This window comes from uncultured Coprobacter sp. (assembly GCF_947855755.1).
GTDB lineage: Bacteria > Bacteroidota > Bacteroidia > Bacteroidales > Coprobacteraceae > Coprobacter.
Genome location: NZ_CANUAR010000014.1, coordinates 1 through 12,909 on the forward strand (window position 1 = coordinate 1; position 12,909 = coordinate 12,909).

The window sequence follows — 12,909 nt, forward strand, 5'->3', positions numbered from 1 at the left end:
TCCCGCCAGACACGCACCAAGAAACAAAGTGGAAAAAGCTACGGCGACCAAGGTTAAGAATGCCGTATTCAGTCCTGTATATGAATACGGAACTGAAAGTGTACTCTCTTTCGGTATCGGAGGAGGAAACGATCTGTTCAAAAAAACATACTTCTCGAATTACAAAAACAAAGAATGGTAAACATGCCTTAATATATACAACATGAATAAAAATCAAAAAAATTCGAACCCATAAAAAAGGTGCTTAAACAATTATTTATAGAACCTGCCCCCAAGTTATCCGTTACTTTATTTATTTTCATCTTAGCAACTTGCCACTCATATCGATACCATAAAGCTCTCAAAGAAAGAGGTGTGATTACCGCCGCAACCATACTTCGGTTCGGAAAGGAATATGTCGAATTCCGATATGAAGTCGATGGAAAGATTTATACCAAAACAACAAAAAAACATATAAATATAAATTTATTCCCGGGAAAAAGTACAAAATGATTTATGACCCGTTAGATCCAGAGACATGCAAGTTATACACAGATGAAAATAAACAATATTTTTTGATCGATGATACCCCGAAAACAAAAACTGATTGACCCAATTCTCCGATTCCTCATTTTTTATTCATAGTAGTAAGAAAAACAAAAAGCTGAAACATACATACAATTCCCTGTCTTTGATTAAGTAAAAGAATATAATCGAAAAATAAAAAAGCATTTCCGAAATCGGAAATGCTTTTTTATGATATATATTATTATTTTATTCGTTAATCAGCAACCAAGCATCCGAGAAACGATCAGGATACTTCGCTTTCACGCTTTCACGCAACTCGGTAGCAGAAGGTCTGTCATCGAAACTGCCGACTATAACACGATACATACCTTTTGCATTCTGAGCTAAAAAAGCATTATATCCGTCTGCGACTAAGGACTCCTGCAAATTAGAAGCATTGGTTTTGATAGTAAAACTTCCGACAACGACATTGAACATTTTCAGTTTCGAAGCATCTCCGGCATTTACCGTTGTTATTTTTTCTGTACTTACCCTTACCGGAGAAGAACTTGTATCTGAAGATGAGGCCGGCTTGGTTACGACAGGTTCCGGAGCCAAAGTCTGCTCTGCAACAGGCTTTTCCTGCGCTTTTTCGTATGCCGCTTTATATGAACTTTCTTTAGCTTTACAAGAAACAAAGCCTATGGCTACAGCTACGGCCACAACTAACACCCAGTTTTTTTTCATATCTTTTTTATTTATATGTTACTTAATACCTTTTCTTTGAACGATTTGGCTTATATTGAAAGACAAATGTACAAAATAAATCAGAGATATATACAGCTTTATAAAAAAACTGTACATTTTAGAGTCTGTATAAATTTTGTACGGACATTTTTCGAAAATTATTTTTGAAGTATTTTTCTATTCTGACGAAGAAGATAACGAGCTACGTGATGTAAAAAATAGGAAAACAGATTCAAAAATCAGAGTATATTTATCGGAAAATTCAGAGAGGTTTTAAGATGCTATTTTTTTTGCTGCTCTTTATCTCTGTACTGTAACATCGCTTTTGCAAACGAATTCTCGGCACGACGATACAAAAAAAGTTTTCTTGGAGAGAGAATCCCCCTGAAACGAATAAAATACTCGCGTTCTATCTGAGCTTCTTTAAGCGGTAATAAAGAGAGAGCCTCTGCCGATGCTGCATATTCTTTTTCCGAAACAGGAGTTTTCGAATGTGCAATACGCCTCGCCTCGCTGCGCACTTGGCGATTCAACCGATATTTTTTCAACTGCATTTCATCATACAACGGGAAAAAATGCGCAGCCTCTTTATCTGTAAGACCGATTTGCTTTTTCAGATACTCTTTCTTATAAGTTTGAAAACTTTTATAACGATCTTCCGGAGAAGTGCCTTGCGCTTTGCATACAGGCAAAATCAAAACGAAAAATAAAAATGCAGTAATTATTCTTTTCATCTCTTTTATATACAATAAGTATCAGATTTCTTATTCTCCTAACGCCAAATACTCATATACCGAATATTCATCTACATTGCTGTAAAATAAATAGTCTTCTACATTCTCATTTGTTATTGAAACTTCCGTTTCCGCCACAACAGAGGAAGATCTTTTTTCCGGAACAAACAAACGCACCATTAAAGCTATTCCGGCAAACATCGCTGCCATATACAACCATGGTCTGACACGTTGCCATACAGTCGGCTTCTCGGTTTCCGCAACCTCAAAATATTCCAACTGACTCACGATCCGAGACGTAAAGCTTTCAAAATAACCGTCGGGAACTCTCATGCCCGTATCACGCCCCACCTGCTTTAATATGTCTTTATCTTTTTCCATAATATCTTTGTCTTTTAGACTATAACCGGACAATAAGGTTTAATCATCTGATGTTAAATATTCCTCGACTTTACGAACCGCATGATGATATGAAGCTTTCAATGCGCCTACCGATGTACCCAGAATATGAGACATATCTTCGTATTTCATATCATCAAAATAACGCATATTAAAAACAAGCCGCTGTTTCTCAGGAAGTCTTAATACAGCTTCTTGCAGACGCTTTTGCAACTTATCTCCATCAAACCATTCATCGGCTTCCAGTTTATCAAGCAAGAATAAATCTTCACCTTCTAACGGAATATGATTCTGTTGACGTTGTTTATTTAAAAACGTAATCGTCTCATTGACCGCTATACGATACAACCATGTAGATAAACGAGCCTCGGCTCGAAAATAGGCAATACTGTTCCATGCTTTAAGAAATGTATTTTGCAATAGGTCATCAGCATCGTCATGAGAAAATACCATTTTACGGATCTGCCAATATAACGGCTCACTATAATGAGCGACAACCTGCGCAAATGCCTCTCTACATTTGAGAGGATCTTGCAATTGCTCTACGATGGTGTCTTCATTGTATTGTTGCATAATATATGATCGGCAAATTAGCAAACAGGCGGATAAACAATTTCAACTACTATAAATATGATGAAAAACAAAAAATCTTTCCGATTCGGTAAAATTACACAAAATACAGAATCCGACAATTTTTTATTTCTTAAAAATCACTACATATAGTGATTGTCTCCTCCACCATTATGGCTTTAATTTGTATGTTCAAAAAATAAGGTAAAAAGGATGAAAAAATTACTACTGCTTTTATTAATCGCAACCGAGGTACTTCCGGTTCTTGCCAGAACAGACAAAGAACAATCCGACCGGGATAGTACGATTTACAAAAACGTGAATCTGAATGAAATAGAGGTGATCTCATCTCCCAAATCAGAAACTCGATTCTTTGAATTTCCCGGTTCTATATCGATTATCGGAGAAAAAAAACTGGAACGACAGCATATCATGTCATTAAAAGGTCTTTCGTCAATAGCCCCTAATCTGTATATTCCGGATTACGGCTCTAAACTGATTTCATCGATATATATACGAGGAATCGGTTCACGAATCAATTCTCCGGCAGTAGGATTAAATGTCGATAATGTTCCGTATCTGGACAAAAGTTCGTTCGATTTCGATTTCATGGATATTGAAAAAATAGAGATTTTGCGCGGTCCGCAAGGTACTTTATACGGACGAAATACTATGGCAGGATTAATCAATATATATACGAAATCTCCTTTTGATTATCAAGGAACGAAGATAAAAGCCGGATATGGTAACCATAATACATGGAATACGGCACTCTCCCATAGTCATAAAATAAATGAATATGTAGCGTTCTCCGTCAGCGGAAAATACCGGAAAAACGATGGATATTTTAAAAATATCGCAACGGGAAAAAATTCAGGATCGACAGAGGTTGCAGGAGGGCGAGCTCAAATCTATATAAAGATCAATCCCCGTCTGAAAATAAATCTTACTTCCGATTTTGAATATAACGATCAGGATGGTTATCCTTACCAACTGTTCGACAAAAAAAACGATATTCGATATCCGATCAATTATAACGACCGCTCTTCCTATGACCGGAAATTATCGACCAACAGCATTTTATTGCAATATGTGCACGATCGGTACATTATGAATTCGATTACCGGATATCAATTTCTGAAAGATAATATGCACATGGATCAGGATTTCACTCCTTTATCTGTTTTCACCTTACAACAAAAACAAAAACAGAATGCCATTACCCAGGAAATAACTTTTAAATCGACAACCGACAAAAATTTGCAATGGGTTGCCGGTGTTTTCGGATTTTATTCTCATCTGCAAACCGATGGACCTGTCAATTTCAAAGAAGACGGATTAAAATACTTGATCGAAGACAATGTAAACTCGATATTTGAAAATATAAACGGACTTCCCGTTCAATTAGGACTAAAAGTACAAAGTCCCGACTTATATATAAACGGAATATATAAAACTCCGACATTCGGACTTGCCGTTTTTAAACAGATGACATACAACAATCTGTTTATAAAGAACTTTTCCGGAACAATCGGGTTAAGACTCGATTATGAACACACAAAAATAAACCACCATACATTTATCGATGAACCGTTCATGTCGGACTTCAATATTATTCTTCCCCCGTCAATGGGAGGAAGAGCAATTTCGATTCCCGTATCCGTACCTTTGTCTATTGACGGAAAGAACGAAATGAACACATGGGAACTTTTACCGAAATTTGAATTAAAATATAAATTCAATTCCCGATATTTTATATATGCTTCCGTCGCTCGAGGATACCGCTCGGGAGGGTACAACTTTCAAATGTTCTCTAATATCATTCAGGAGCAACTCCGAAGTAAAATGATTACAGAGATTCTCAACAAAGTTCCACAGAAATTTAAACCGATGTTGCCCGACTTAAGTCATCTGACTAATAATCAAACCGATGTCAATAATTCAATCCGTTATAAACCCGAACACAGCTGGAATTATGAGATCGGAGGCCGTGCCGATTTATGGGACAGAAGATTGGGTATCGATTTTTCTGTATTTTATATAAACTGTCGGAATCAACAAATTTCTATCGTAGATGGATTCGGACGTACGACAAAAAACTCCGGACATTCTGCCAGCAAAGGCTCTGAAGTTTCCGTCCGCCTGTCACCTGTAAATAATCTTCAACTTACTGCAGCTTACGGATATACTCATGCGACATTTATTTCAAATGAAGACGGTAACAAAGGAAATTACGTTCCGTTCGCTCCTAAACATACTTTAGCCCTTACGGGTAATTATACAATAGAAATAAAGAAAAACTGGCTTGACTACATTTTTATCAATGCCGAATATGTAGGACGTGGAAAAACTTTTTGGACAGAATCTAATGATGTAGCACAAAATTTCTATGGATTATTAAACGGAGATTTGACATTCCAAAAAAATAATATCGATCTAAGTATATGGGGAAAAAACCTTTTGAATAAGCGCTATCAAGCTTTTTATTTCGAAACAATGAATGCAGAAAACCTGAAAGAGAACAATGGATTTATGCAATTGGGGCGTCCGCTTACCTTTGGATTCGATATAACATTACGATTTTAGTTTCCACCATAATAAACAAAAAAAGGAAAAGTTCCGTTCACTTTTCCTTTTTTGTTATCGCTTTAAAGAGTTACGGGTTATCCATAACAAATATCTCCGTTCTCATTCCTATATTCATCAAAACTTTTATTGTATTGTGTCATCGCACGTAAGCTCATTCCCATACTGGAGAATCCGCCGTCATGATACAAATTTTGCATAGTCACTTTACGAGTAAGATCCGAGAACATCACGATACAATAATCGGCACATTCTTCCGCACTTGCATTACCCAGAGGCGACATGCGATTAGCAAAATCCATTAGAGACTCCATCCCTTTCACACCGCTCCCGGCAGTAGTCATAGTCGGTGATTGAGAAATCGTATTGATACGCACACCTTTTTCACGTCCGTAAATATAACCAAAGCTACGAGCTATCGATTCGAGCAAAGCTTTGGCATCAGCCATATCGTTGTAACCGAAAAGCGTACGCTGCGCAGCAACATAACTCAATGCTAATATAGAACCATTTTCTGCAATAGCATCCATCTTTTTAGCCACCTGTATCATTTTATGAAACGAGATAGCCGAGATATCGAGAGTTTTGTTCAAAAGATCATAATCAAGATCATCATAAGGACGTTTTTTCCGAACATTAGGCGACATACCGATCGAATGTAAAACAAAATCGATCTTCCCTCCTAAAATTTCCATCGATTTGGCAAACACCATTTCGAGATCTTCAACATTGGTAGCATCTGCCGGAATAATCTCGGCATTAAGTTTCTCCCCTAATTCAGAAACTTGTCCCATACGCACTGCAACCGGAGTATTGGTCAACGTAATAACCGCACCTTCTTCAACAGCCCTTTCGGCAACTTTCCATGCAATAGACATTTCATTCAAAGCACCAAAGATGATACCTCTTTTTCCTTTCAATAAATTATTACTCATAATTTGTTCTCATTAATTGAATTTCGAAAATGCACATTTTACCTGTTTTTGTGCCATTTTCGGGGAGCAAAGATACTATATTTTTTTGATCTGTCAATCTTTAACCTCAAAATTGCTATCTCTGCATAGCAATTTAATCATTTTATAATTATAATCAGATTATCATTTTTTTGAAACATCAACAAAGGATAAAGAAAATTTCACTCTTTTTTGACGCATTTTTATCGGTAAAAAAAGGAAAATAAAAAGTTTCGATTACCTTTGTGGAATAATCATATAACATTTAACACACAATATGACCATGAGTAAACCCTATGTAGTCGGTATTGACATTGGTGGAACCAACACCGTATTCGGCATCGTAGATGCCCGCGGAACCATTATTGCTAGCGGTTCTATTAAAACAAATAAATTTAATGAGGTAGAAGATTACGTTAACGAACTTCATACTGAGCTTCTCCGTTTGTTGGAACAAAACAATGCAACGGACAAGATCATGGGAATCGGAGTCGGTGCTCCGAACGGTAACTATTTTAACGGAACAATCGAATTTGCTCCGAACCTGCCTTGGAGAGGAGTTATTCCCCTAGCCCAAATGTTGACAGATCGTTTCGGTATTCCGGTTTCTTTGACAAATGACGCTAATGCGGCAGCTATCGGAGAAATGACTTACGGAGCAGCCCGAGGTTTGAAAGATTTTATCATGATTACTTTAGGCACAGGCGTAGGTAGCGGTATCGTTATTAACGGACAATTGGTATATGGACATGACGGATTCGCCGGAGAATTAGGGCACGTAATCGTCCGTCCGAACAACGGAAGACTCTGTGGTTGCGGCCGTACGGGCTGTCTTGAAGCTTATACCTCAGCTACCGGTGTTGCGCGCACAGCAAGAGAATTTCTCGAAGTCCGCAACGAACCAAGCAGCTTGCGACAAATTCCTATTCAGGACATTACCTCCAAAGACGTGTATGACGCTGCTATTACCGGAGACAAACTGGCTTTGGAAATCTTCGATTACACAGGCAAAATATTAGGAGAAGCTTTTGCTAACTTCATTGCATTCTCAAGTCCGAAAGCAATCATATTGTTCGGAGGTTTGGCTAAAGCCGGCGATCTCATTCTGAAACCGATCAAAGAAGCTATGGACCGTAATACTTTGAATATCTACAAAGGTAAAGTAAAAGTCATGTTCTCCGAATTGAAAGAAAGTGACGCAGCCGTATTAGGAGCAAGCGCTTTAGGCTGGGAAGCTAAATGATAATGACGTTTCCAGAATAAAAAACAGGATGTAGCATTTACATCCTGTTTTTTATTCTCATAAAACGAACAAGCCTCTGTTCTATTCAAAGCAGTCGGCATCAGCCAAACATTTTCCGTTCAAGTCTTTAGCAGAAAGCAATAATTTCTCAGTTGCCAACGGCCATTTTATACCGACTGAAGGATCATCATACATTAATGTCGCTTCCTGATCGGGCGCATATACATTATCGACTTTATAGGCAAACGTTGCAGTATCGCTCAATACCAAAAAACCGTGAGCAAATCCACGGGGGATAAACAGTTGTTTATTATTTTCTTCCGACAGTTCTACCATTACGTATTTTCCGAACGTAGGAGAGGATTTTCGCAAATCGACTGCGACATCAAGTACCCGACCACTCAAAACTCTTACCAGTTTTGCTTGCGAATAGTTACCTTTTTGATAGTGTAATCCCCTCAACACTCCATACGTAGAATGAGATTGATTATCTTGTACGAAATTTATCTCTCCGACATAACGATCAAATATTTCTTTCCGATAAGTTTCCATAAAATACCCCCGAGCATCTCCGAATTTTTGAGGCTCGATCACAAATACTCCCTGTATCTCTTGCTCCGTAAATTGCATAAATTTTCTCCTTTCTTAGAACCCGTTTAAATTTTCCAATGAAGAAATCCTGTCAGGTCATTTTTGTGCTATCTTCCGAACTGTTCTCCCGTTTTCATTTATCCGGCTATTATCCTCACAAAAACTTCCCAATATCCTCAAAAGAAATTCCCAAGCCTGATCCATGTAAAATTCAGACCTGTCTTAGTCACAAAGATAGCGATAAAAGCAAAACTATATAAAAAGCCGAAGTGAAAAAGAGAAAATGTTTATGGGAAAGTATGCAACAATAATCAAAATATCAACTCTTTGTTCTTATAAAAAAATTATAATACCTTTGTCAACAATTATTTATGTATCTTCAAAATAAAATAAATCTTTCAAGAACTTCTATTTTATAGGACAAACATAATCTGATGTAATATAAACTGTGTATAAAAGAGTCTTTATGTATAAAATCATATATACAATTTTATTAATGGTGATATGGAGTGCCTGCAACTCTCGTCATTCCGATATCGAAAATGCTTATATCCCTTCTGAACCGGATTATACAGACAGCAAGATGTGGTACATGAACCTCAATGATACGGACGATTCCGGTGCTGATATATTCTATATAGTTTCAACATGGGAATTTGACTGGTATACCAATGACGGACAAATATGCCACTATGCCGATGCAGTCGATAATAAAGATCATCGAGACGATATGACTATCGAAATTTCCAAAATAGCCCAATATATGGGACAAAAAAATAATTTTTATGCCCCATATTACCGACACATTACCCTTAACTCTTGGGCTACATGCAACGAAGACACTATCAATCGGCGTTATCATACGATTTCATTCAACGATGTCCAAAAAGCATTTCAATATTTCATCAACACAAAGAATAATAATCGCCCGTTCATCTTAGCCGGGTTCAGTCAGGGAGGAAAATCGGTTGTCGAACTCATAAAAACAATGCCCGATGATGTCAAGAAACGGATGATTGCCGCCTATGTTCTCGGCTACAAAGTCACTCCTCAAGACACGATAGAATGTAAGAACCTTCGAGCTGCAAAAGATTCACTCGATCTCGGTGTCACAATCTGTTATAACTCAGTTTCTGACATAAAATATATAAAGTCTATAATAAGTGTTCCGTCCGCCATGTGCATAAATCCGGTCAACTGGAAAACCGATGCTACTCCGGCAACTCTTCACGATACTATTACCGTCACCTTATCTCCTAAACACAATGTTCTTGTCCTCTCCGGTTACAGCGGCAGCGAATATACTCCTATTCTCGGAATCATCAACACCGGAGACTTTCATGGCGCAGAACCATGGCTTTACAGCGAATGCCTTGCTAAAAACATCCAACAACGTATAAAGGCCTATCGAAAATTATATCCATAAACCAAACAGAAAATACCAGATACAATCAGACATTATATGAGGAACTTTGTAATCTAAAGTTTGTATTAAACGACTTTATTCAACATAATATGCAAATTGATCCACTTCCATAAATGTTGAGGAACAGTTGTTCCTTTTTCCAAAAAACTGTTCCATTGTTGGTTTAGTTGTTCCCCGTCAATCCAGTCAGATGCGACACTTTCTCTCAGACCGTCAATAGATTCTCCTACCCAATTTTGCAATTCGTTCGATAACCATAACCGCGAAGAACGTCCGGCTTTTCCCTTCGGTGCTAAACGCACATTCTTCGGGAGTAACCGAGACGCAATCTGACGAATCATCCACTTATCCTGACAAGAACGTTCTTTCATATAATGCGGTAAAGCAAAAGCATACTCAATCAAACGATGATCTAAAAACGGCTTCCGAAGTTCAGTAGAATGCATCATACTCACCCGGTCATTAAAACGAAGGATGTGAGGAATACGTTCATAAAACAAATCTCTATATCTCAAATTATCTTCTTCGTCCCGAAAAGGATGCGGATATTCAGGTAAATGCGCCAATTCTTTAAAATCAGATTTCAAACAAGAACAAATTGCAGATTGGTCTATATCTCCTTTTCTCGGATAACTTGCCCAAACCTCATCAAGTCCAAGTCCGTCACACAAGACAGTAGTCCCCTGACGATGAGCAGTCCGAAATAAACGAGCATAAGCCAATGATGAAAATCCGTCATAAGGTTCATCTTGTACACGGGCTATTTTTACAGCTTCTTTCACCACTATATCAGGAGTAAGTTGTACCTGTTCTAAATGATACTCTGTATGTGAAAGCATTTCTTCTGTCCATAAAATTTCATCTGAAAATTTATCTCCGCCATAATAAGAATATACTTTAAACGGATCATGAGGAAATAACCGATGTATAAGTCCTAACAAAAATGATGAATCAATTCCTCCAGACAGATTGAACCCGACCGGAACAGCCGCATCTAAATTATAACGGACACTCTCTTCGGCTAATGATAAAAAATGTTCTGCAGCTTCTGTCTCCGAATCCGGAATTTCCACAGAACGTACGGCCTTATCAAATTCATACCACTGTCGTACATCTAAAGATGAAGAATTAAAAAACAAACAATATCCGGCCGGAAGCTGATACACTTCATCCCAAAATGTTTCATAAGGCATTCCATACGTAGAATAAACCAAATATCCGGCCCAGCGACAAGATGACATCTGTTTGCGAATACCGGCAGCAAATAAAGCTTTTATCTCGGACGCAAAATATAAATTTCCTTTCTGCAAAGCAAAGTAAAGAGGTTTTACTCCAAATCGATCTCGTGCCATAAAAAGAGTTTTTGCCGACCGATCATATATAGCAATAGCAAAAATTCCGTTAAAACGATCGAGACATAATCTCCCCCAACGATGATAAGCCTTCAATATCACCTCTTCCTCCGTATCGGAATGAAATGTATAATAACGACTCAGTATTTTTCTCAGTTCGACATGATTATATATATTACCATCGCAAACCAGAATAAGTCCGGTATCCTCATCCATATAAGGCTGTTCCGAAATGCCTTTTATCTGTTTTACCGCCAACCGGTTATGAACCATTCCTATTTCAGAATCTACTACCCAAGATATCCATGAACCCATATTATCCGGACCTCGATGAAGCTGCACTTGCGACATCTTTTTTAGTAACGACTTCATATTAGGAACTTCTCCTACTACACCTGCAATTCCGCACATATTATTATTCTATTTTATCGATTCTCGTATCGAACCTCAATCTGACAACGTTTAAGATTGTTTCTATAAAGACCGGAGTTAAATTTCATCCGATCTTTTACGACAAATATTCGTCGAAGACGTTCTAAAAAACATTTTTTTTAGAAAATAGTTCAAAGCTCATATCACATCTTACCGGCTAAAATTATTTTTAAGAAAAGGTAAATTTGTCTTCCGGATTGTATTATCTACCATTTCGGAATAAATATTACCGAGACAACGTATTTTCCCACGAAATGAATATCGGGTAAAAATATCTCCGCCAATTTTTTCATACAATGAGAAATGATGTGCAGAATGACGCCCGGACAAACGAAACAAAGGAGAATAATACCTAAACAATTTTCCTGAAGTAATTTCACCGGGAGAATAATCACGGGAACGCATGTACACAGCATTACTACCCTGTACATTGTGAAAACACAAATCATATTCAGGATGAGTCATCAAAAAAGTCCCTTGACGTTGTAATTTGAAAATATCACTCCAGAACTCTTCATCCCGGCATATAATACCAAAATCGCCTCTCAACTGTATAATTCGGCTCTTTTCAGGAAAATCCCCCGGAACACGTGTATAAAACCGCACCTTATCAGGATATAGTGCCTTATATTCCTGACAAATATCTCCTGTTCCATCACTTGATCCCCTATCTACTATCACGACTTCCGTATCAAAAGTAGTACACTGACTCAATATGCCATCCAGTCGAAGCCGTAAAGTATCTGCGTGCTGCCGGGTAACCAAAACTACCGATATTAAAGGCGAGTGCAATGTCAACCCTCGAAATACTAAACTTACTTCTTTTTTCATTATTTAGAGCCTATTTAATTTTTATGAAAACAATTTTGACTGTCTGTTCCGTCCAACAAAAACGACTTCCGAATCTTTTTACACCCTTTTAAACTTGAAATAATCAACTATTCCTTCATTTTAAATGATTCGAAATGTGGTGAATATCATTTTATTTAGAATAAAATTCTCAACAGCTCTTTATTGTCTGCTACACACACAACGATATAAGTCTTCTATCGTATCATTATGTAAAAAGTCTTTTTTATTCAACTCTACCTGATATTCTTCTTTTACCATTTCTACAAAAGACACTGCCAACAAAATATTCCATTCCTGTAATTGTTTAAATCGAGTTCCCGGTCTTATTTCCTCCGATGAAGTACGAAAGAATAAAGTAGAAACATGATTTATAAAACGTTTTTTATCCATAAAATAACCTCCCATATATTATTAACAAACGGGTTGACAAGCTTTTTTGTTCAGGTAAAAAAGATTAATTCAAAAAAAGCCATTGATTTAAAAAGCTGCCTAAAAATCTGTCTAAGTTCTTTTCATAAAAAAGACGAGTATTTTCGAA

General features: G+C 37.3%; 13 protein-coding genes. 4 read left to right on the forward strand and 9 right to left on the reverse strand.

Annotated elements, in window-relative coordinates; all coding sequences use genetic code 11:
- A partial coding sequence (locus tag Q0093_RS08625; protein ID WP_297929717.1) for a hypothetical protein occupies positions 1 to 181 on the forward strand: 181 nt, incomplete at its 5' end.
- 572 nt (positions 182 to 753) lie between these two features.
- Here the strand turns inward: Q0093_RS08625 and Q0093_RS08630 are convergent.
- From Q0093_RS08630 to Q0093_RS08645, 4 genes are all read right to left on the reverse strand, one after another.
- A complete protein-coding gene (locus Q0093_RS08630; protein WP_294178714.1) occupies positions 754 to 1,233 on the reverse strand; it encodes an SPOR domain-containing protein in 480 nt (159 codons plus the stop codon).
- Between the two features lie 281 nt (positions 1,234 to 1,514).
- Positions 1,515 to 1,967 carry a hypothetical protein gene (locus Q0093_RS08635; protein ID WP_297929720.1) on the reverse strand — a complete coding sequence of 151 codons (453 nt, stop codon included), beginning with the start codon at positions 1,965 to 1,967 and terminating at the stop codon, positions 1,515 to 1,517.
- Positions 1,968 to 1,997: 30 nt separating this feature from the next.
- Positions 1,998 to 2,348, reverse strand: a complete 351-nt coding sequence (locus tag Q0093_RS08640; RefSeq protein WP_294178711.1) for a hypothetical protein — start codon at positions 2,346 to 2,348, stop codon at positions 1,998 to 2,000.
- Between the two features lie 39 nt (positions 2,349 to 2,387).
- A complete protein-coding gene (locus Q0093_RS08645; RefSeq protein ID WP_294178709.1) occupies positions 2,388 to 2,939 on the reverse strand; it encodes a sigma-70 family RNA polymerase sigma factor in 552 nt (183 codons plus the stop codon).
- Between the two features lie 210 nt (positions 2,940 to 3,149).
- Here Q0093_RS08645 and Q0093_RS08650 point away from each other — a divergent pair, with 210 nt between their 5' ends.
- A complete protein-coding gene (locus tag Q0093_RS08650) occupies positions 3,150 to 5,522 on the forward strand; it encodes a TonB-dependent receptor (RefSeq protein ID WP_297929722.1) in 2,373 nt (790 codons plus the stop codon).
- Positions 5,523 to 5,599: 77 nt separating this feature from the next.
- Here the strand turns inward: Q0093_RS08650 and Q0093_RS08655 are convergent, their stop codons facing one another.
- Complete coding sequence (locus Q0093_RS08655; RefSeq protein ID WP_009318687.1) at positions 5,600 to 6,457, reverse strand: enoyl-ACP reductase; 858 nt, start codon at positions 6,455 to 6,457, stop codon at positions 5,600 to 5,602.
- A gap of 301 nt (positions 6,458 to 6,758) precedes the next feature.
- On the opposite strand from Q0093_RS08655, the gene Q0093_RS08660 reads away from it, so the two are divergent.
- Positions 6,759 to 7,718 carry an ROK family protein gene (locus Q0093_RS08660; protein ID WP_297929793.1) on the forward strand — a complete coding sequence of 320 codons (960 nt, stop codon included), beginning with the start codon at positions 6,759 to 6,761 and terminating at the stop codon, positions 7,716 to 7,718.
- 81 nt (positions 7,719 to 7,799) lie between these two features.
- Here the strand turns inward: Q0093_RS08660 and rfbC are convergent, their stop codons facing one another.
- Entirely contained in the window at positions 7,800 to 8,348 is a 549-nt protein-coding gene (gene rfbC, locus Q0093_RS08665) for a dTDP-4-dehydrorhamnose 3,5-epimerase (RefSeq protein ID WP_297929724.1), read from the reverse strand.
- Positions 8,349 to 8,775: 427 nt separating this feature from the next.
- On the opposite strand from rfbC, the gene Q0093_RS08670 reads away from it, so the two are divergent.
- Positions 8,776 to 9,735 (forward strand): DUF3089 domain-containing protein, encoded by a 960-nt coding sequence (locus Q0093_RS08670; protein WP_297929726.1) that lies wholly within the window; start codon positions 8,776 to 8,778, stop codon positions 9,733 to 9,735.
- A 65-nt stretch (positions 9,736 to 9,800) separates the two neighbouring features.
- Here the strand turns inward: Q0093_RS08670 and asnB are convergent, their stop codons facing one another.
- The 3 genes from asnB to Q0093_RS08685 all read right to left on the reverse strand — a co-directional run bounded on the left by asnB (position 9,801) and on the right by Q0093_RS08685 (position 12,776).
- Positions 9,801 to 11,498 (reverse strand): asparagine synthase (glutamine-hydrolyzing), encoded by a 1,698-nt coding sequence (gene asnB, locus Q0093_RS08675; RefSeq protein WP_297929728.1) that lies wholly within the window; start codon positions 11,496 to 11,498, stop codon positions 9,801 to 9,803.
- A gap of 171 nt (positions 11,499 to 11,669) precedes the next feature.
- Positions 11,670 to 12,350: a glycosyltransferase family 2 protein gene (locus tag Q0093_RS08680; protein WP_297929730.1), complete on the reverse strand. Its 681-nt coding sequence runs from the start codon at positions 12,348 to 12,350 to the stop codon at positions 11,670 to 11,672.
- Between the two features lie 180 nt (positions 12,351 to 12,530).
- Positions 12,531 to 12,776: an acyl carrier protein gene (locus Q0093_RS08685; protein WP_297929732.1), complete on the reverse strand. Its 246-nt coding sequence runs from the start codon at positions 12,774 to 12,776 to the stop codon at positions 12,531 to 12,533.
- Positions 12,777 to 12,909 lie beyond the last annotated feature (133 nt).